This window comes from Dyadobacter endophyticus, assembly GCF_014641595.1.
Taxonomy (GTDB): domain Bacteria; phylum Bacteroidota; class Bacteroidia; order Cytophagales; family Spirosomataceae; genus Dyadobacter; species Dyadobacter endophyticus.
Genome location: NZ_BMIA01000002.1, coordinates 1,679,925 through 1,699,866, shown reverse-complemented (window position 1 = coordinate 1,699,866; position 19,942 = coordinate 1,679,925). Strand labels below are relative to the sequence as shown.

Sequence of the window (19,942 nt, the reverse complement as noted above, 5' to 3'; positions counted from 1 at the left end):
CTACTTTTGGGGAGCGCTGATAACGTTCAAATAGCGGCCCATCCAGTAGGGCAGAAGCCAAATGTCACCTGCGCTATGCTCGCCGGTACCGTTGCCGCCATTCCGGTCGAGGGTGAACATATTGCCATTGTGGCGCTGAATCGGACGTTCGTCCGGTGGAAGAACTTCCTTTGTGGTCTGCTTACGGAAATTAGGCTCCAATTGGTCGATATCCTTGCGATGGCTGTTCTTGATCACCCAGTCGATCAGGTCCATCGGATGCTCCTGCAAATACCATACAGATTCGTTCAGGTCAAACTCTTTTGGGTTGGTGATCGCCGTAAAAATATTCCACGCTCCTTCTCTTTCAGGCCTTTCAGCTTGCCAATGGTCGATGATCTGCTTTTTGTACTGTGCCTTGAGCGTATCGTTGAATGCATAGCGATAGAGTCCCCAATAGCCCAGGAAATACATCTCGTCATCCGAATGGTTCCATCCGTCGGACATGTGTTTCGCGTGGTCATCGGCATCTTCCGGCGCACGGCCAATGATGTTCATAGACCGCATCATGTTTTCGAAATAGCCATGCTTGTTCATCAGCTCAAATGCTTTTGCCTTGTATTTCTCCTTTTTGGTGAAATGATAGGCGGTTTGCAGCATGGCCACAATGTTGGAAGAGTTTAGTTTACGGTCGCCGACGTTAATCGGAAACGAGTTTACATAATCGGGATGCCATTTGCCCCACATCGTGGGCTTACCGTCGAAGTCGATCAGGTACATATTGTTTTTCAAAATGTGCGACATGACGGTATCAATGAGCATAACGGCCTGTTTCTTGATTTTCGGGTCGTCGACCAGCTCGGCTGCCGCGCCGAATGCGAAAATATGACCGATCACCTCGTCGCTACTCGTGGTTGATTTCCAGTCCCATTCTTTTTCGGGTGCATGCTGCCAGCGTTCGACATCATGCAGCTCATTGATGTGGCCCGAACGCTCGAAGGAACGCGCCGGAAAGCCTGCAACCGGGTTCACTGTATAAAGCCGTTCCATCGCGTCCATCGATTCACGGCAATTCTGCAATGCGTAGGGATCTTTGGTGGCAGCGTACCGGAAGATTTGGCCGCCGAGGTACATAGCCGTCCATAGTCCGTCATTGTCCGAATCCTCGGTAAAGCCGGAAGACAAGTCGCCATGGTTCAGGCCGGTCAGTTGTGAGTTGAACCCATTCCGGATGTGGCGGAGCCGTACTTGCTCGTCAAAAAGTTTGGCCTTGTCTTCGAGCGTCATGGATTTGAACTGGATCTGGCCTAAACCTTTCGTGGTAAGGACCAGTACTGAGTTTTTGGGGCCTTTTTCAATATCGGTAACGGTGTTGCCCGGTAACCAGCGTTCGCCGAAGTAATAATCGAATTTGCCGTCGGCGCGTAACGCAAATGCGCCAAGGTCGGAGCCGAACCAGACTTTGCCGTTCACTTCTTTTACGACCGTGATTTTAGTAACAGGCAATTTGCGGTCAATGCCGCCGGTTTGTTTTCCGGTTGGTATATCAAAGGAGAGAATGCCGTCGAGCGTGCCGATGACGATTTTGGACTCTTTCGAAGTAATATCAAATGCGGTAAAATCGGCGCCGGTAAGCACTTTGCTTAGTTTTTTATCCTGAACACCTACTTTATAAAGCGATTTGTTCCCTAAAATCCAGAACTGGTTTGCATTTGCCTGAAATGCCAGTGCAATGGCAGAATCGTCGGAGAGCTTTCCATTCCAGAGACTTTTCGAATCCTTTATCAGTTCCAAAGAGGCGCCGTCGGAAACGAGAAACGTGAAATCCTTGCCGCCTGCAAACAACGTAGCTTTGGGTAGATTGTGTTTCGAAAACAACGTTCCGGCCCAGGCATTGCTGAACACGACCTGATCGGTCAGGTAAACCAGTTGATTTTCGTAAGAAGTAAGGGCGCTGATGTGCTTATCTTTCATATACCGGTAATTCCGGTCGGGAACAACCTTGCCGGGATATAGAAACTGGCCGGCAGAAGTGTGCCTTAACCCTTCTTTCGCAAGCATCTGGATAATACCATTGCGGTCAGCGGCAATTTGCAATAACGAGGTTTGAGTTGTATCAGCATAATATTTGACGCTGAAATCCTGCAAGTATGGCTTGTCTTTGTAGGTAGGTTGTACCTGCGCCCGCGTGAGCGCAACGCTCGTCAGTAACAGGAGGGATAGTAAAAGGGGCTTTTGCATTGTATTGATTGGTTATTTGACTTTCTTCCTTCTTTCCATCATTTCTTTCCAGGTGGTAAGGATAATGCCTTCCGACTGGATGAAGCTTTTCAGCTCCGGATCGAGCATCGAGAGCATATCGGCGTACCGCGACCCGCCTGAGGCGCTGATGAATTTGAAATCGTCGGTGACGTCGCTGCTATGGACGATCATCATCGCTACGCCGGGCTGCATTTTGCCGATCGTTTCAATAAACTTTTGTGCTTTATATTTACCCCATTGCGCAGGTGTAACGTCGCTGCCTTCCGGTTTCCAATCGCCGCTGATCGTGTGCAGGTCGTCCAGTACCGGAAGTCCCGCCGCCCATATTTTTCGCCCGAATTCTGCCGAGCGCTTGGTGATCTCAGGCTCCGGAAGCTCCATTCCTTCTTTCCATTTACCTTCGGCTTTGAGCTTTTTGACTAACGGATTGTTCAAACACTCTTTCAAAAGCTGATTATTCCCACCGGGGAACATGACCGGAATGCCATATTCCGCCCCGACTTTAATATATCTTTCCAGGTAAGGAATGTGCGCGAACAGCGTGCCCATGTGGGAATCCATATGCGTAGGTTTCAATCCCAGTTTCAATGCGCGGCTGAGTTGCGCGCGTATTTCCTGTTCCACCACATCCGGGCTGGCGTGTTTGATCACTTCCTCCACTTCATGCCACATGCAGCCTTCATCATCCACAAGCCCTTCCGAATGCGCTATGCCGTTCAAAGGCGGCCAGCGGTAATCATTCCATTCGGATGTTAATGTGAGGTGAAGACCTGCGTCCATTTTAGGGTTGGCGATGGCGAATTTCGCGAAACTGGCCGCCCACGGGCATGGCATCATAATGCTGGATGACGTTGCAATGCCATTCTGTATTGACTTTTTTGCTCCCTCATTCGAGTAATGCGACATCCCGGCGTCGTCGACATGGAAGATGATGACCTTCGCGCCCTTCGGCCAGCCGAGTTTTTCGGCGTAGGTCTGTTGTGCTGATGTTTCTTGCATGACCAGTAGTAACAGGTTGAAGAGCAAAAGATAGGTTTTCATATCGAATGTTTGGTTCTATTTCGAAATCATTCCAAGGTACCGGCCCATCCAGTAGGGCAGCAGCCAGAAAACCGGCTCACGTTCCACTTCCGGGTTACCCCCGGCGAGTGTCCACGGGTTTTTATCCCAACGGACGGTCAGCCGGATGCTGGCGGGTTGCAATTCACTCACTTGCTCATCTTCCAGCGTCGGCTCCCGCACGACCTGAATATCTTCCCGTTTCCGGTGATCGATCGGCCAGTCCACAAGATCCAACGGTGTGTCGATCAGGAAATCGACCGAATTTTTCAACTCTGCTTTTTTATCCAGGCAATGGTTGTAAATAAAGTTGATCAGCGGGTTATGGTCGCCCCGGCGCTTCGTGAACCACTCTTCCAGGTGGTTTTTATAAAATCTCAGACGCTCCGGGTCTTTTTCGCAACCGATCAGGATCGGGTAGAGATAAGCTTGCAATACCACATCGAAATAGATGAACCAGGCCGGATTCTGCTTCGTCACCTCTTTCATATTGTCGAGGTAATGCTCCTTTTCGATCAGCCGGATGTATTCGTGCTGGTATTTGGCATTACCCGTCATGAAATGGGCCAGTTTCAGGAATGCGAGCATTTCCATCGAGTTCTGGTTGCGGTCGGGCAGCCATTCCGGGTCGCGGTTCAACTGCTCCGGCGACCACACCGACCAGCGGGTAGCCTTTCCATCGACATCGGCGAAGTTCAGCTTGTGCTGCATCAGGTAATCCACGATTTTACCCACATGCGTAGCGATTACCTTCTTTTCTTCGGCATTTGCAGCGAGCATATAATAGTAGTAGTAACCAAACATATGCCCACACATCTCATCGCTGCTCGTGTCGCCCTTCCAGAGCCACTTTTTATCACCCGACAAATGCCAGCGCGTTTCCACCGGTTTGAATCGCGGTTCTTTCACGAGCTCGTCCGCGCGTTCGCGTTCCGTGTATGTGCGGTTACCGTCGTGCATGTGCGTCCACGTCGCGGGTATGATCGTGCGGGCGAAGAAGCCGTTGGTACCCGTCACTTCCTGCAACAATTTCAGGAAACCAAATGCTTTTTTTGCATTCTCCCTGGCAGCGGGGTCTTTGGTAGCCGCGTACCGGAAGCTTTCCATTGCAAGGTAATTGCCGGTATATTCGCCGTCATTATCATCGTCCTCAGGTTCCCAGCTAGTCGTATCTCCGGGCACGCGCAAATGTGCCTGGCCGGCGATCCACGGCGCGCGGATGTGGCGCTTCATTAATACATTGTAAAAGAAATTGCTTTTCGAGGCTAGCGTCATTGACCGTTTTTTTATGGCGCTGACTCCCCGCGGCGTGGCGATCCAGGCAGTGCCTTCCGCATCAAATGCAATGTCATTTACCTGGTCGTCCAGCAACCACCTTCTCGAAAACAGCAGCGAACGGCTGCCGTCTTTCCGGAAACGCACCACGCCGGTTTGCGTCCCTACCCACATAGCGCTGTCGGGAGCGAGGCGCAGGGCCGTCACGTAAGTAGATGGAATGCCGTCGGTCGTCCGCAATTCGGACTCTTTTTTACCATTACGCTGAATTGTAACTCCGCCGAGGCCTCCGATCCAGAGCTTTCCATCGTGATTGAATGACAAACCTTTGGTATAAGCAGCGATCAATGCGTCGGTTTTGTAGGCGTGCTCCAAATGCGAGGGAGTCCAATGATAAAGTCCTACATCTGAGGCTATCCACAAGCCATCGTTTCCGTCGGTGATCGCATCTCGAACAGACCTTGCGAGGGTTGCTTTTTGCAATCTAAAACCATTCACATTACCTGTCCAGAAACCATTCGGGCCAATTGCGTGGACCGTTCCGGCCTTGGTACATATCGCTGAAATCGGCCCTGTTGGCCCATTCACCTTCGAAAAAGTGCTGTTTTTATATTGGTACAGCCCATTCCAAATACCGAGCCATATAGTTCCGGTAGAATCCTGAGCTAGGGCGAACGAGGGACCATTCGCGTTACCGTCGAGTATGGGAACCCAGTTGCCCGAATCTTTCATTTTACGAAAAACACCGTTTGCCGTGGCTGCCCATACGTTACCGTCGCGATCGGGCAGGACCGCCCTTACGTCGTTGCCCTCCATCGGATAGGCCTCATGGTATTCCTGTGAAAACGCTTCATCCTGATAAAAGGACGGTTCATTATCGACAGTCTTATTATTCCGGCACGAGAAAAGTACCGGAATAGCACCGCAAAGCAGCCAGGCAATCAGTTGTTTCCCTATTGGTCGCATCACGCTTCTGCGTAATTTTCGCTCTCCTGAAACAATAGGCTGATCAGTTTTTTGTGTTGTGAAAAATCGGGGATCAGGAGTTGCGCGCCTGCCCGCACAAGTCGGGGGCGCTTGGCCGGGTTATGCCCGAAACGCTGCACTTCGTTGCTGGTAATGCCTACCGAAATACCGCCCGCGCGCCTGCCTTCCCGTATTTCGTCGGGACCGTCGCCAAATACCGCCAGTTCTTTGCCTTGCAGATTATTGTCGCGGATGATCTTTTCGATTACCATTTTTTTCGAAAACTTGGTATAATCCCGCAATGCACCATAAATGCCGCCGTCGAACAAATCGGCGTAACCGAGCATTTCGGCCTCGTTTCTCACGTCGTCGGCATCGGTGCCGCTGGCGAGGTACATGGTCACGCCTCGTTCTTTAAGCTGTTTCAGGAATTCAACGGCACCTTTCAGCGTGTAGTCTTCCTGTCCTAGTTCGCCTTTGGCCAGCTTGTCCATGCGCTGGTTCACCATTTCCATCAGGCCGTCGTTGTAAATTTCCTTGTATTGGAATTTGTCAAGGATCTGGTCTTCTGGTACAAATCCGAACTCGCGTACAAGGTTTACCAGCCCTTCCATTTGGTAAATGGTCTGGATGCCGGTGGTTTTATGTATGAATGCTTTGCACTCCGCCTGCACTTTATGAAATGTCCCGGCATCGATCGTATCATATTGTTCGCCCAAAATGGATTTCATCATCACGGGCTCCATAATTTCCTCCCATCCCTGCCGGAGTGAGCTGATCGTACCGTCGTGGTCGAAGACGGCATAGCGGATATGTCCGAGCTTGTCGAGGATCTCGGGGACACAGATTTCAAATTCCGTTTCGGGATAGTAAGTGGCGGCCCGTTCGTTTTCGGCGAGGTCGGCATTGTAAATGTAATCCGGGTCCTTAGCTACGGCGGCAATTTCCTCACCGGTTGCCGTGCCGGTTGTGAATAACTTTTGTACCGTTACAGCCGCCGCAAAGTTGCCGAACATTGCCGCCTCGGCCGGGGATAATCCGGCTGCCACGCAAAGCGTAATGGCGCTGATCGCCGTATCGCCCGCGCCGACAGTGTCAAGTTTGCCTTTCAGCTGAATGCCCGGCACCTCGTGGTATCCCGCTTCGTCGAATGCGATAATGCCGCGCTCTCCGCAGGTCACAAATACCGGTTTGTGGTACCGACGGAACACTTCCGCACCATAACCTTTAACATCGCTTACCGGCACATTTTCTTCCGGTGTGACGTCCAGCCCGTTCAAGGAAGCGATCTCGCGGTCGTTACATTTCAGATAGATGTTCCGGAAACTGTCGTTGAAATGCCGGGAATCCAGCATTACAATCTTGTCGGGATACTTATTGAATAGATTGTTGACGTCGTCGATAAATGAGGCATTGGTAATGCTCCCTGTCACTTGCTGGTTAAAAATCAATGCATCGCATTCCTGCAAGGCCTTTTCCAGTGCGGCCACGAGCTGTTTGTCTGTTTCAATGCTCCTTTCATTATATACACCAAAATCAATGCGCGGCTCTTCCCGGCCGTCGACGAGCCGTTTGAGATAACTATATGTATTGAAATGCTCTTTCTGGATAATGAATGCGCTCGTGTCAGCACCGAGCTGTTGGAGCTGCGCCGTCAGTTCCCGTCCCTGCATATCGTCGCCCACGGCTCCGATAACCCTGATGCCGGCGGGTTTCAGGGCGGCGAGGTTGGCCACGACATTCCCTGCGCCTCCCGGCGTGTAGTAGTGGCGGGCGACGGCCTGGGCCTGCAAACCGGTTTCAATCGAAACTTCGGAAGTGCGGTCGTCCATGACCCAGTAGGAATCGAGACAGAAATCGCCATACACGGCGACCTCAACGGCGGAGATTTTCTCCAAGATCTGATTGATGCGGCTTTGATCCATGAGCAAAGGTTGGTCTGGATTTAGGATAAAATGGATATGGATATTGAGCTATTTTGGGGTAATACGGTTGATGCGGGAAGGAGGGCTATCGCCGGCACCGCTATTTGCGGCAAATGTTACAAAATTGTTAAATGCGCCGTCGGGAGGAGTGCTGGAAAACTGCCGATTATTTCATCCCGTTTTCTAATAAGAACTCGCTGGTAATGAGCAAATATGTGATAAATGATAAGTTACTATTATGTTATGATTAAATCGTACAACGCTGCGCAAAATGAAGATATTTTTACGCAGTTTGCGACTCGAATTTTACAATCATGAGCGTAGATTTATCAAACAATTACAAAAATGCCGCTCCATACAAAGCATTGCCAATTGTTTCGAAGGCAGAATTTTCCTCTGTCAGGGTGATGTTGGAAATAACTTTATTTTAGTACCCGACTGATTGCCAACTAATATGAGAAGTGCTTTGATGCCGGTTAATAAATAGGATCAAACCAAGAATAAAAGTTTTTTAATTGATAGTAAAAATCTCTATATCTAGTCCCCCTTTTCTATAAAGCTAAACTGTACGACTGTGGCCTACCCCGACGAAAATACCCTGATCAGAGTGACGCAAGGCGACGAAGCGGCCTTTGCAGCGTTGTATAACCACTACAAAACGCCTGCACTGCGGTTTACGATTTCATTGCTCAAAGACGAGGAAGAAGCTGAGAACATGGTTCAGGATGTCTTTATCAAAATCTGGGTAAGACGCGCCCAGATCAAGCCGGACTATAATTTCAACTCATATCTTTTCACTTGTCTGCGCAACATGGCGTTCGACCATTTCAAAAAGCTGGAAAAGAACGAACAGCTGCGGAAGAATTATATGGAAGCGATCCGTGTGGCACGGGAGGACGAAAAGGAGGAAGTCGAAAGAAGGCTGAGCGTCGTGCAGGCGGCCGTCGAATCATTGTCGATCAAGCGCCGGCAGATTTTGAAACTGAATATTGAAGAAGGGAAATCCTATCAGGAAATAGCGGAGTTTTTAAGAATATCTAAAAATACTGTCAAAAACCAGTTGGTGAAGGCTAAACAGATCCTGCGCGAAAAGGTGGATCTGGCGACGATATAGCACCCAAGTTAGCCCATAATTATATTCCTAAAACCTTGAAAAGCAGAAGCATGAGTGCTTCTGCTTTCTCTTTTATAGCTTATTTCATTTCGCCCAGCTTGCCCAGGTCGATTGCTTTCAGCGCTTCTTTTAGTTGGTCGACGCTCAAATTGTCTCCTTCCACATTCACGACATAACGGTCGGCTACGAGTACATTAATCTCACCGGACTTGCTTTCATTGTTGTATTTCTCAAAAGCCTTGTAGCCTTCGATCTTGGTGGTTTTCTCGTAACCGGTGGTTGTTTCTTTATCGATTTCGGCGATGGACCACGCTGCGAGTGCCATCGTCGAAACGCCGGCGATGCCTCCGGTGTCCACGATTTCCACATTCAATGATTCGTCGGAACTTCCTTTGTATTTGGCCTGGGCCGTTGAAACGGTAAAGCCCATTGCCCCGGTTTTCTCGCCTGTCGCTTCCGTGCGGCTCATACCGGCCAGGGTTTCGGGCAGGAGGTCTTTGAGCTTCCGGAAATCCACCGGGTCGACGGCCTCGCGGTCGCCCATTTCCTTGGCTTTATCGGCAATAGCCTGGAGAGCGTCGGCCGGGCTGTCGCTGGCTGCTTTTTCTTCGGCTTCTTTTTCTTCCTGTTTGCTGCCGCAACCATTTAAGAGCAGGGCGCAAGAAAGAAATGCGGCTATAAAGGATGTTTTCATCTGACAATTGTTAGAGTTGTTTCAAACTAATTACAATGTAATGAAAACACCGCACTGATGCACGCCTACTGCATTTGTGAACGATTAGCTGGCCAGCTCCGCGGGGTTCCTGCGTGACTGAACGATAAAGTACAGGCCGAGCAATACGGCGGGAATACTCAGTATCTGTCCCATGTTCAATGCATAGTTCGCTTCGAATGCCTCCTGGTTTTCTTTCAGGAATTCGAACAGAAAGCGCAGTGTGAACACCCATACGAGGAACACGCCGACCATCAGCCCGCGTGGTGTGGCGGCCTTGTATTTGTTCCAGATCGCGAACAGGACGAACGTGAGGATGAAGCAGGTAATGGATTCGTAAAGCTGTGCCGGGTGGCGTGGGATTTGCGTAAATTCGATATTATGCCTGAAAATGAATGCCCAAGGTGCGTCGGACGGTTTTCCGACGATCTCGGAGTTCATCAGATTACCAAAGCGGATGAAAGAGCCGCCCAATGCGAAGGTAATTGTCAGGCGGTCGGTTACCCAGAAGAACGTTTGGCCTGTGCCCCGGCGCGAGCGCGCATACAGCCAGAGCCCGGTCACTGTCCCAATCACCGCACCATGGCTCGCAAGCCCGGCGTAAGGAGGCAATATAACTTCCAGGGGATTTTTGAACAGTACTTCGGGTTCATAGAAAAGAAAATGGCCTACGCGGGCACCGATGACGATCGATAGCACCATATAAAGCGTGAGCGAGTCGATATCTTCCAGCGACTTTCCTTCTTTCTTGAAAATATAGATCATAATTTGCTGACCGATCAGGAAACCAGCTGCAAAAAGGAGACCATACCAACGGACAGGGAAGGGACCAAAACCGGCGATTTCCGGAATGGTGAATATTTCGGGACTCACGTCCCACATAATATATGAAAGCATGCGTTTGTGATGTTAATGGTCAAATATACTAATATGAGACAAGACGCGAAATGAAATTTTTACTCATAGCCCTCGTGCGGTTTTATCAGGCAGCACTTTCGCCTTATTTGCCCAATTCGTGCCGCTACACGCCCACCTGTTCGCAATATATGATCGAAGCCGTGCAGAAGCATGGCCCGTGGAAAGGCGGCTGGCTGGGGTTGAAACGCTTTTCGCGTTGCCATCCCTGGGGCGGCCACGGCCACGACCCGGTGCCATGAATTATCCTATGGCAACCTTCCGGAGAATGGAGTCGATAATGGTTGTCGTGCGCACGCCGTCGGCTTCCGCCTCGTAGTTCAAAAGAATACGATGGTTCATGATATCGGGCGCGAGTTCCTTGATGTCCTCGGGTAGCACATAATCACGGCCTTCCAGGTACGCCAAAGCCTTTGCGGCACGATTGAGGTAAATGGTAGCCCGTGGCGATGCCCCGAACTGAATGTAACGTGCCTCATCGCGCAACCCGTAGTCAAGCGGACGTCGGGTGGCAAATACCAGTTCGATAATGTAGCGTTCGAGCGTGTCGGAGATATTGACCTTGTTGACTTCATCGCGGATCGCGAAAATTTCCTCTTTGTTCAGAATAGGCCGGATTTTGTATTCATAATTAATATCCGACATCCGGCGCATTACTTCCAGCTCCTTCATCTTGTCGAGGTAATCGACGTAAACTTTCATCATAAACCGGTCGATCTGCGCCTCGGGCAGCGGGTAGGTACCTTCTTGTTCTACCGGGTTTTGGGTTGCAAGAACGACAAAAGGGCGGTCGAGCAGGAAAGTTTCGTCGCCGATCGTCACCTGTCTTTCCTGCATTGCTTCGAGCAGTGCCGATTGTACCTTCGCGGGCGAGCGGTTCACCTCGTCGGCAAGGATCAGGTTGGAGAAGATAGGCCCTTTTTTGACTTCGTAATCGCCTATTTTGGGTTTATAGATCATGGTCCCGATCAAATCCGCGGGAAGCAGGTCGGGAGTGAATTGAATACGCTTGAATTCCAGGTGGAGAACCTTGGCCATTACATTAATGGTCAAGGTTTTAGCTAGTCCGGGGACGCCTTCGAGCAGAATGTGGCCGCCGGTAAAAAGGCCAATCAGCAGTCGGTTCAGCAGTTTGTCCTGCCCCACGACCACCTTGCCCATTTCGTCCAGGACCTCCCTGATTTTTTCTATATACATGAAAACAAATTTAGAAATGGATCAGGCCCAGATAGCTCTCACAAAGCGGTCCTTACCATTGATATCACGAAGGATCTCTACCTTTTTATAATTTCTTTCTTCAAAAACCTTTTTGGTTTCGGCGCCGAAATGCTCGTTGATCTCGACATAGCATTTGCCTTGCTGTTTCAGATGATGCACACCGAAGTCGGCAATAGCTTTGTAAAAAAGCAGCGGATCACTGTCTTCAACGAACAATGCTTCGTGCGGCTCGAAACGGAGCACGTTAGGGCGCATGCTTTCGGCCTCGGAATAGGTTACATAGGGCGGGTTGCTCACCAGGCAGTCGAACTGTACGATGTTGCCGGGCAGCGGGAACGTTACATTGAGCATATCCTGTTTCGCGAACGTCACGTCCGCAATGAGCTGGCGGGCATTCTCCTTCGCCACTTCCAAAGCCTCGTCGGAAACGTCCCACGCGTGTACGCTCACATGCGGGAGGAAGCGTGCGAGCACGATGGCGATACAGCCGCTGCCCGTCCCGATGTCGAGAATGGAAATGTTTTTATCAGGTTCCGCATAGTCGCGAGTGACCATTTGCACCAGCTCCTCGGTTTCCGGACGGGGAATGAGCACCGCCGAAGAAACGCGGAATTCGAGGCCGCAGAACTCGGTGGAGCCAATGATGTGCTGAACAGGTTCGTTGTTGTTCAGGCGTTTGATAATGCTTTCCCAGTCGGGCTGTGCCGTGTTTTCGGGTATGGGGCGGTCTACCAGCACATCGATGTTGCGGAGGCGCATATAATGCTCCAACAGCATGTACGAGATTGCCTGAGCCTCTTTTTCCGGATAAACTGTGATGTTTTTTACTATATATAAATAAAGCTGGCGTGCGGAAGTCATTTTCACTGATTTTGATCCAATGTCGGAAAGTTAGCAAATTACAAGGACTCCCGAAAGTTGAGTTTAAAAGGGCATTTGTATTTTTGCCACATGGAGACGCACAATCAATGGATGGAACGGGCCTTGCAGCTCGCTGAATATGGCCGCGGGCAGGTAAGTCCTAACCCGATGGTTGGCTGTGTGATTGTCCATAACGGGCGGATTATCGGGGAAGGATGGCACCGCGCCTACGGGGAACCGCACGCGGAAGTGCGGGCGATCGCAGATGCGGACGCGAAAGGTAATTCGCATTTGCTGCCACAAGCCACAGCGTATGTTACGCTGGAACCCTGCTCCCACACCGGTAAAACACCACCCTGCGCAGACCTGCTCGTGAATCGTCGGCTAAAAAAAGTGGTCATTTGTAATAGCGATCCCAATCCGCTGGTGTCGGGACGTGGAATCCGTCGCTTGCGCGATGCCGGTATTGAAGTGGAATGCGATGTGCTGCAAGCGCGCGGACTGGAACTGAACAAGCGATTTTTCACGGCAATGACGCTCGGAAGGCCATATGTAATCCTGAAATGGGCCGAAACTGCCGACGGGTTTCTGGGTTATCATGCAGGTAATCCGGTTCAGATCAGCGGCGCATTGTCCAACATGCGCGTTCATAAGTGGCGTACCGAGGAGGACTCCATTATGGTAGGGTATAAAACGGCATTAATGGACAATCCCCGCCTGAATGTACGTCACTGGACAGGAACGAACCCGGTGAGGATCGTCACCGACCGGCGCCTCCAATTGCCTGCGCACCTGCATTTATTGGATAATTCGCAAAGCACGATCCTGGTCAACTACGACCGTGGAACCGAAATTCCATCCGAACCCGAGCGTTATGCAACGCCCTCGACCGCGTACCTAAAAATAGACAGGGAGCGTGATGAAATAGCCCAGCTCCTGGAAGGGTTGCATGCGCGTAAAATACAATCGGTATTGGTGGAAGGCGGCGCAGCAGTAATCAATGCATTCCTCGAAAGTGGCTTATGGGATGAAATCCGGCGCTGCCAGGGCAAGCTGACGATCGGTGAAGGCGTAAATGCTCCGGTACCCCGGGGTATATTCCAGGGTTGGGAGCAAATCGGGGATGATTTGTGGACTTTCTACAACCGGCTTTAAACGCTCCAGAGGTTTTCCTCCGTCGTCCATATCTCCCAGGCTTTCTCTGCCTGTAATTCGAGCATTTTCAGCCCGTTCATGGTGGCGGCACCTTGTTCGCTGCCTTTTTTCAGGAACAAAGTTTCGGCCGGGTTATACACAAGGTCGTACAGGTAATGGTTTCTGGTTACCCACTGGTAGGGTATCATGGGGCATTCTTCCGTATTGGGATAGGTTCCTAATGGGGTGGTATTAATGATCAACCGGTAGTTGTCCATTATTTCCTGTGTGAGTCCTTCGTAGGGCACGCAATCGTCGCTGTTCTGGCGCGACACCAGCATATATTCCATTTGCAGATCCTTCAAAGCAACCTGGACAGCCTTCGCTGCGCCGCCGTTACCTAATATCAGGGCTTTGAAATTAGAACACGACTCTCCGCGTTTGTCGAGCCACTCTATAAGCGATTGCTGGAAGCCGTAGTAATCCGTATTAAAGCCTTTGGTGCTTCCGTCGGCGTAAATTTTGATGGTATTGACCGCGCCAATGCGCTCGGCCGAAGCATCATCGAGGTCGTCCAGATAGGCAATCACATCCTTCTTGTAGGGGATCGTCACGTTCAGCCCGCGGAGACCGTGCTTCTGTTTCAGCAATTCGGGCAATTCTTCCAGGGATTTTATCTCAAAAAGCTCATAGCTGCTCTCTTTGATCTTCTCTCTCGTGAATTTGTCCGTGAAATATCGCTTGGAAAAAGAGTGGGTAAGCGGGAATCCGATCAGGCCGTATAAGTTCATAAGGATGCGTGCAATAACAGGGAAAATTTAAGGCTGCTAAGTTATACGAGCCATCAGCTAATTACAAATGCGTGCAAAATAAGGGTCTGGTAAATTCGCGTATAGAGCGGAAGGTTGGATAGTCGCAATGTGGCATTCCGTTGTATATCAAATAGTTCGCTGTTGATGTTAGTTTATATTAAACTATAACCGAATTAACTTGCATAATAATGTGAAATGAAGTAGAATTACCTATCCTTTATCTGTACTAAAATTTATGAATTGGAAAAATCTTTGCTACACACTATTGCTGACAACGCTACCGCTTAGCAATGCTAAGGGCCAAAAACGGCAGGATTTTCAAATCCTCCTTAAAAGTGGCTCTTTCGTCCCCGAGCGCAATGTTGCTTCCGCGACGAGCCGTGCCAATGCAGCATTCAGCCTTTCGACAGCTGGGCAGAAATCATTTGTTGTCATACAGTTCGACGACATTCCTACCGAGGAAGAGCGGCGCCAGCTGAGAACGGAGGGTATCGAATTGCTTGATTATCTACCGAATTACGCCTACACGGCGACCATAGCCGCGGGCAGTAACCCGGGCGCATTAGCCCGGACCCAAGGGCGGGCTATCGTGGAACTCAGCCCGGAACAAAAAATGCAGCCCGACCTCGCCAACGGCAATATTCCGCCCCATGCATTTTCAGGCCCCACGACCGTCGATTTATGGATCAGCTATCCCAAGTCTTTCACTGACGACGAGATTCAGGCGGCGCTGCAAAAAAATAGCTACGAAGTCGTTTCGGATAAATACAAAAATTACCAGATACTCACCGTCCGGGTGCCGGTGAAGGAGCTTAAAAGGCTTGCCGGGCAGCCATTTATACAATATGTACAGGCAGTACCGCAGCCAGACCGCCTGCTGAACAATAAAAGTACCGTCAACGGTCGCGCCAATGTGCTCAAATCGGCATTGCCTGGAAACAGAATGCTGTCGGGAGCAGGTGTAGTTGTCGGGATCGGTGATGAGTCCAACCCATTGCGGCACATCGATTTTAATACCCGGATCATCAACAGGGCGCCGATCGACGCCGGTTCGCATGGCTTGCATGTGATGGGTACGATGGCTGGCGCCGGCATTATGGATGAGCGCTATGCGGGTTATGCCCCCAAAGCGACCGTTGTGGTCCAAAGTTACTCCTCGATCATAGCCTATTCGCCGCAGTATGTGCAGGATTTTGGCATGGTCGTTACTAATAACTCCTACGGTTCCGATGTAATTACCTGCGAAACGAACGGGGCTTATGACCTGTATTCATATATTCTCGACCAGCAGGCATTCGACATGCCTTACCTGCAACACGTTTTTGCCGCCGGGAACAGCGGTGCTACTACCTGTGCACCGTTTGCGGTGGGTTTTGGAACTGTCCTTGGAGGTTATCAGACGGCGAAAAACGTCATCACGGTAGGTAGCACCAACGAGACCGGCGTGATCGCGTCGGGTTCCAGCCGCGGGCCTGTCAAGGACGGGCGGGTAAAACCGGAGATCACCGCCCAGGGAAGCGGAATCACCTCTACGATTCCGGTGAACCTGTATACCGGCGGAAGCGGGACAAGTATGGCTTCACCCGCCGTGTCGGGAGGTCTTGCGATGCTATATGAGCGATACAGGCAATTGAACGGGAACCAGAATCCTAAAAATGGTTTGATGAAGGCATTGCTGGTGAACGGCGCCGTAGACAAAGGCAACGAAGGTCCCGATTACCGCTATGGTTATGGCTGGCTTAACCTGCTCCGCTCGGTTAAAATGCTCGAATCCCAGAGCTATACAACGGCCCAGGTTTCGCATCAGGGCTCCAATGATTTTTCCATTAATGTTCCGGCCAATACCGCGCAGCTTAAAATAATGCTTTACTGGAACGACCCGGCAGGCAGCACGCTGGCGTCGCAGAACCTGGTACACAACCTCGATCTCAAGGTAACGAACCCCGCATCGAAAGTGGTCCTGCCACAGATACTCGATCGCACGGCAGCCAATGTAAATAATGCGGCAACCACCGGCGTCGACAATCTCAATAATATGGAACAAGTGGTGGTCAATAGTCCGGCAGCGGGGAGCTATACGATTTCGGTCAAAGGTACCACGGTAGGCCAGACACCGTCGCAGGAATATTTTGTGGTTTATGATGTTATTCCAAACTCTTTGACCATAACCAACCCGATAGGCGGAGAACGCCTGAAAGACGGTGATCCGATTTATATTTCATGGGATGCGTTTGGAAACAGCGCCAGCACTTTCACGGTGCAATACAGTAGCAATAACGGGACGGCCTGGACGAACCTTTCGACAGTTGCCGCGGGAACAAGCCAGCTTGCGTGGACGATACCCGCAGGCCTGTCGTCCGAGAAAATGCGGGTAAAGGTGATCCAGAATAGCACCGGTGCCCAAAGCATTTCCGAACCTTTCACGGTGATCGGCGTTCCGGGTGCCACGCTGTCGGCGCTGCAATGCGAAGGCTATATTTCTTTAGACTGGACGGCCGTCACCGGGGCAACTGACTATGAAGTGATGATGTTGAAGGGCAATGATATGGTCCCGGTAGCGACGACCACAGCTACCACTTACGCGTTGGGCGGCTTACTGAAAGACTCAACCTATTATGTTTCCGTTCGGGCAAGGGTGGCAGGGCAGCCCGGACGCAGAGCGTTGGCTATTTCGCGCAAGCCGGATACCGGAACATGCGCGGGCGCTATTTCAAATAATGACCTGAAAGTGGAGTCGATCGTAACGCCGGCGTCGTCGGGCAGGAAAAACACGTCGACGGAATTGAGCGGGACCATTTTTGTGAAAATGAGGATCAAGAACCTCGACGACGTGGATTTCAACGGATCGGTTGACGTAGGCTATGTGCTCAATGGCGTAGCGGTACCGGTTGAGACGATCACCCCTTTCATAGAAAAAGGGAAAACGTACGATCATACATTCGCAGTGGGCGCCAACCTGGCCAATCCGGGAGATTACAATATTAAAGTGTTTATCCACAGTAATGCGGATGTGGTATCGGCAAACGATACATTGGCAAAACTTTTCAGACAATTGCCTAATGATCAGCTGGCATTGCCCTTTCTCGACGACATGGAAAACCTCCCTGCGCAGGCGGTATCCGTCGCGCAAATGGGGCTCACAGGCGACGGCCGCTACGATTTCAGCGCCAGTACCGAATCAGGAAGGATCAGGACGTTTGTTAATACGGGGTTCGCTGCGTCGGGTCAAAAAGCATTGACGCTTGATGTCAACCGTGCTTTTCCAGCGGGCAATACGAGTTATCTGACCGGCACTTTCAACCTGGCCGGATATAATATCAACAACGATGACCTGCGACTGACGTTTTCTTACAAAAACCACGGACAAAAGGCGAATGCCAATAATAAGGTTTGGATAAGGGGGAAGGACAGCGATGCATGGATCGAGATTTACGATCTTTTTGCCAACCAGAATCTTTCAACAGCCGGATATAAGACGACCGCTCCGCTGGAACTAAGTGCCCTGCTATCGGCGAATGCCAAGAATTTTTCGTCGAGCTTCCAGGTACGCTGGGGGCAGTGGGGCAAAATGATCACTTCCGATTATAGCAATGGGGCGGGATATTCCTTTGACGATATCCGCATTGTTTCCGTTACGGACGATATTCAGATGCTGGCACTACTCGCCCCGCCTACCGAAAGTTGCGGATTGAGCAATGCGGAAACAATCGCCATCCGTATCCGAAACAGCTCGGCACGGGATATTACCAACGTGCCCGTGGCAGTTTCTTTGCCTAATGGGACCATCCTTCGCGACACGATTCCTACGCTCGCCAAACGGACGACCATCGATTTTACATTCGGACCCAAAGCCGATTTTTCAGCGATCGGGGCATTGAATCTCAAAGCATGGTCGGGGCTGGCAACCGACAGTTACCGAGACAACGACACCCTGGCGGTCAAAGTTTACAATGCACCGGTGCTGAGCACTTTCCCGTATCTCGAAAATTTTGAAAATGGCGACGGCTTCTGGAGTGCCAAGGGTACGAATAGCTCGTGGAAATATGGAACGCCGACCTCCGCGGCATTAAACAAAGCGGCCAGCGGCACGAAAGTATGGAAGACCAACCTGGCAGGAGGCTATAACGACAAGGAAGAGTCTTATTTGTATTCACCCTGTTTCAATGTAAGCAGTTTGACTACCCCTACACTAAGTTTCAGCGTGGCGATCGACCTCGAAGTCTGCGAACCCACACCTTGTGATTACGTGTATATCGAATATTCCGGAAACGGCGGGCCCTGGACACGCCTCGGCGCGGTAGGACAGGGGACCAACTGGTATAATAAGACTTATTCGGGCAATGGAGCCTGGGCTATGCAAGACTACCTGCGGTGGCACGTGGCGAGCATTCCTTTGCCCACCGGTGTTGCTAACCTCAAGTTGCGTTTTGTCCTGATTTCTGACGGGTTTACGCACCGGGAAGGAATTGCCCTGGACGACATTCATATTTTCGACAAGGTTTCGCCCATACTGGACAATGCCGGCGGGGTGGCCAGTCAGCAGGTGTCTGGTTCGGGATGGGTGAATTTTATGAGTAATGGAAAGCTGATGGCTGCTATTAACGCCAACGGTCAGGATATGGGCAATACGCAGGTGCAGACGTATTTGAACACGGTCGGGGTCAGAAACGGCAATGGCCAATATTATCTCGATAGAAGTTTCACGATAAAACCGGCGAATGACGAACTCGCGAATTTGGCGACGGTCCGGTTCTTCTTCCTCGAAACCGAGAGCGAAGCGTTGATCAACGCGGTAGGTTGCGGAACATGCGGTAAACCCGCGAATCCATTTGAACTGGGTATCTCCAAATACCGGAATCCGGGAGCCAGGACGAAAGAGGATGGCTCATTGGCCAACAGTACCGAGGGCGGGTGGTCGTTCCACCCGGCCGGGGAAATTGCGATCGTCCCTTACGACAAAGGCTATTATGCCGAAATGAAATTGAAAACTTTCTCGGAATTCTGGCTTTCGAAGGCGTTTGTCGGAAATCCGGGCGCATTGCCGGTAGCGCTGGTGAGTTTTAATGCCCGGAAAAAGCAGGGTGTTGAGCATTCAAAAGATGTCATAGTCGAATGGGAAACCGCTTCGGAAGAGAATTTCGACCATTTCGATATCGAGGTCGCAGCAGGTGACGAAGCTTACAGGCAGGGAAGGTTTGTAAGGCTGGCGCAGGTGTTCGGGGAGGGTAATTTGAAAAGCGGCAGGAAATACGAATACACAGACCAGGTGCCGGGCAAATGGGGCAACTTATATTACAGGCTCAAAATGGTGGATGTCGACAGCACTTATCAATACTCGCGCGTGCGGCCGGTCGCATTCGAGGGGCAACCCGAATGGTCGGTTTATCCTAATCCATCCAAAGGCGTCTTTTACCTGGGTGACGATGTGCCTGCAAGCCCGTCGGTATCGGTGAATGTGTACGACCTGCATGGCAGAATTTTGAAGCAGCTCGACGGCAATGCGTTAAGCCCGCAAAAGAAACGCATGGTTGATCTGTCCGGACTGGAATTTGAGGAGGGCATATATGTGTTGGAAGTAGTGAACGGAGAAACAAAACAGGCATTCCAGGTGTTGAAAAACTGATGTAACCTTTGCTATCGTTTAAAAAATCCTAGCCATGCAGCATATCGGCAGGGAAAAGCGAATAGCTTTACAACAGACCGCATTTTT

13 protein-coding genes are annotated in these 19,942 nt (G+C 50.8%); 4 read left to right on the top strand and 9 right to left on the bottom strand.

From position 1 onward, the window contains the following. Genes IEY24_RS19220 through IEY24_RS19205 form a run of 4 tightly spaced genes read right to left on the bottom strand, consistent with a single transcriptional unit; the run spans position 1 to position 7,466 of the window. Entirely contained in the window at positions 1-2,220 is a 2,220-nt protein-coding gene (locus IEY24_RS19220) for a ligand-binding sensor domain-containing protein (protein WP_188934974.1), read from the bottom strand. Positions 2,221-2,232: 12 nt separating this feature from the next. Beyond that, on the bottom strand, positions 2,233-3,282 hold the full coding sequence (locus IEY24_RS19215; RefSeq protein ID WP_188934972.1) for a polysaccharide deacetylase family protein: 1,050 nt from the start codon (positions 3,280-3,282) through the stop codon (positions 2,233-2,235). A gap of 15 nt (positions 3,283-3,297) precedes the next feature. Next, a complete protein-coding gene (locus tag IEY24_RS19210; RefSeq protein WP_188935263.1) occupies positions 3,298-5,541 on the bottom strand; it encodes a ligand-binding sensor domain-containing protein in 2,244 nt (747 codons plus the stop codon). Further along, positions 5,541-7,466: a PfkB family carbohydrate kinase gene (locus IEY24_RS19205; protein ID WP_188934970.1), complete on the bottom strand. Its 1,926-nt coding sequence runs from the start codon at positions 7,464-7,466 to the stop codon at positions 5,541-5,543. The genes IEY24_RS19210 and IEY24_RS19205 overlap by 1 nt, the downstream gene beginning before the upstream one ends. Before the next feature lie 574 nt (positions 7,467-8,040). Here IEY24_RS19205 and IEY24_RS19200 point away from each other — a divergent pair. Next, positions 8,041-8,580 carry an RNA polymerase sigma factor gene (locus tag IEY24_RS19200; protein ID WP_188934968.1) on the top strand — a complete coding sequence of 180 codons (540 nt, stop codon included), beginning with the start codon at positions 8,041-8,043 and terminating at the stop codon, positions 8,578-8,580. Between the two features lie 79 nt (positions 8,581-8,659). Here IEY24_RS19200 and IEY24_RS19195 read toward each other — a convergent pair whose 3' ends face one another. Together IEY24_RS19195 and lgt are read right to left on the bottom strand one after the other, a co-directional pair. Continuing rightward, a complete protein-coding gene (locus IEY24_RS19195; protein ID WP_188934966.1) occupies positions 8,660-9,274 on the bottom strand; it encodes a hypothetical protein in 615 nt (204 codons plus the stop codon). 84 nt (positions 9,275-9,358) lie between these two features. After that, positions 9,359-10,189, bottom strand: coding sequence for a prolipoprotein diacylglyceryl transferase (gene lgt / locus IEY24_RS19190; RefSeq protein WP_188934965.1), 831 nt, complete (start codon positions 10,187-10,189; stop codon positions 9,359-9,361). A gap of 50 nt (positions 10,190-10,239) precedes the next feature. Between lgt and yidD the strand changes: the two genes are divergently transcribed. Next, on the top strand, positions 10,240-10,449 hold the full coding sequence (gene yidD / locus IEY24_RS19185) for a membrane protein insertion efficiency factor YidD (protein ID WP_188934963.1): 210 nt from the start codon (positions 10,240-10,242) through the stop codon (positions 10,447-10,449). A 1-nt stretch (position 10,450) separates the two neighbouring features. On the opposite strand, the gene IEY24_RS19180 is transcribed toward yidD, so the two are convergent. Together IEY24_RS19180 and prmC are read right to left on the bottom strand one after the other, a co-directional pair. Then, positions 10,451-11,404, bottom strand: a complete 954-nt coding sequence (locus IEY24_RS19180) for an AAA family ATPase (protein ID WP_188934961.1) — start codon at positions 11,402-11,404, stop codon at positions 10,451-10,453. A gap of 21 nt (positions 11,405-11,425) precedes the next feature. After that, complete coding sequence (gene prmC / locus IEY24_RS19175; protein WP_188934959.1) at positions 11,426-12,286, bottom strand: peptide chain release factor N(5)-glutamine methyltransferase; 861 nt, start codon at positions 12,284-12,286, stop codon at positions 11,426-11,428. A 90-nt stretch (positions 12,287-12,376) separates the two neighbouring features. Between prmC and ribD the strand changes: the two genes are divergently transcribed. Then, the gene (gene ribD, locus IEY24_RS19170) at positions 12,377-13,441 is read left to right on the top strand and encodes a bifunctional diaminohydroxyphosphoribosylaminopyrimidine deaminase/5-amino-6-(5-phosphoribosylamino)uracil reductase RibD (protein WP_188934957.1); all 1,065 of its coding nucleotides are present in this window, start codon (positions 12,377-12,379) and stop codon (positions 13,439-13,441) included. On the opposite strand, the gene IEY24_RS19165 is transcribed toward ribD, so the two are convergent. Next, positions 13,438-14,211: a shikimate dehydrogenase family protein gene (locus IEY24_RS19165; RefSeq protein WP_188934955.1), complete on the bottom strand. Its 774-nt coding sequence runs from the start codon at positions 14,209-14,211 to the stop codon at positions 13,438-13,440. The genes ribD and IEY24_RS19165 overlap by 4 nt on opposite strands. A gap of 256 nt (positions 14,212-14,467) precedes the next feature. Here IEY24_RS19165 and IEY24_RS19160 point away from each other — a divergent pair, with 256 nt between their 5' ends. Further along, a complete protein-coding gene (locus IEY24_RS19160; protein ID WP_188934953.1) occupies positions 14,468-19,855 on the top strand; it encodes a S8 family serine peptidase in 5,388 nt (1,795 codons plus the stop codon). Positions 19,856-19,942 lie beyond the last annotated feature (87 nt).

Coding starts and splice junctions, on each gene's coding strand:
- prmC (WP_188934959.1), bottom strand. CDS start 12,286: ATGACTTCCGCACGCCAGCTTTATTTATATATAGTAAAAAACATCACA.
- IEY24_RS19215 (WP_188934972.1), bottom strand. CDS start 3,282: ATGAAAACCTATCTTTTGCTCTTCAACCTGTTACTACTGGTCATGCAA.
- IEY24_RS19195 (WP_188934966.1), bottom strand. CDS start 9,274: ATGAAAACATCCTTTATAGCCGCATTTCTTTCTTGCGCCCTGCTCTTA.
- yidD (WP_188934963.1), top strand. CDS start 10,240: ATGAAATTTTTACTCATAGCCCTCGTGCGGTTTTATCAGGCAGCACTT.
- IEY24_RS19210 (WP_188935263.1), bottom strand. CDS start 5,541: ATGCGACCAATAGGGAAACAACTGATTGCCTGGCTGCTTTGCGGTGCT.
- IEY24_RS19220 (WP_188934974.1), bottom strand. CDS start 2,220: ATGCAAAAGCCCCTTTTACTATCCCTCCTGTTACTGACGAGCGTTGCG.
- IEY24_RS19205 (WP_188934970.1), bottom strand. CDS start 7,466: ATGGATCAAAGCCGCATCAATCAGATCTTGGAGAAAATCTCCGCCGTT.
- IEY24_RS19180 (WP_188934961.1), bottom strand. CDS start 11,404: ATGTATATAGAAAAAATCAGGGAGGTCCTGGACGAAATGGGCAAGGTG.
- IEY24_RS19165 (WP_188934955.1), bottom strand. CDS start 14,211: ATGAACTTATACGGCCTGATCGGATTCCCGCTTACCCACTCTTTTTCC.
- IEY24_RS19160 (WP_188934953.1), top strand. CDS start 14,468: ATGAATTGGAAAAATCTTTGCTACACACTATTGCTGACAACGCTACCG.
- ribD (WP_188934957.1), top strand. CDS start 12,377: ATGGAGACGCACAATCAATGGATGGAACGGGCCTTGCAGCTCGCTGAA.
- lgt (WP_188934965.1), bottom strand. CDS start 10,189: ATGCTTTCATATATTATGTGGGACGTGAGTCCCGAAATATTCACCATT.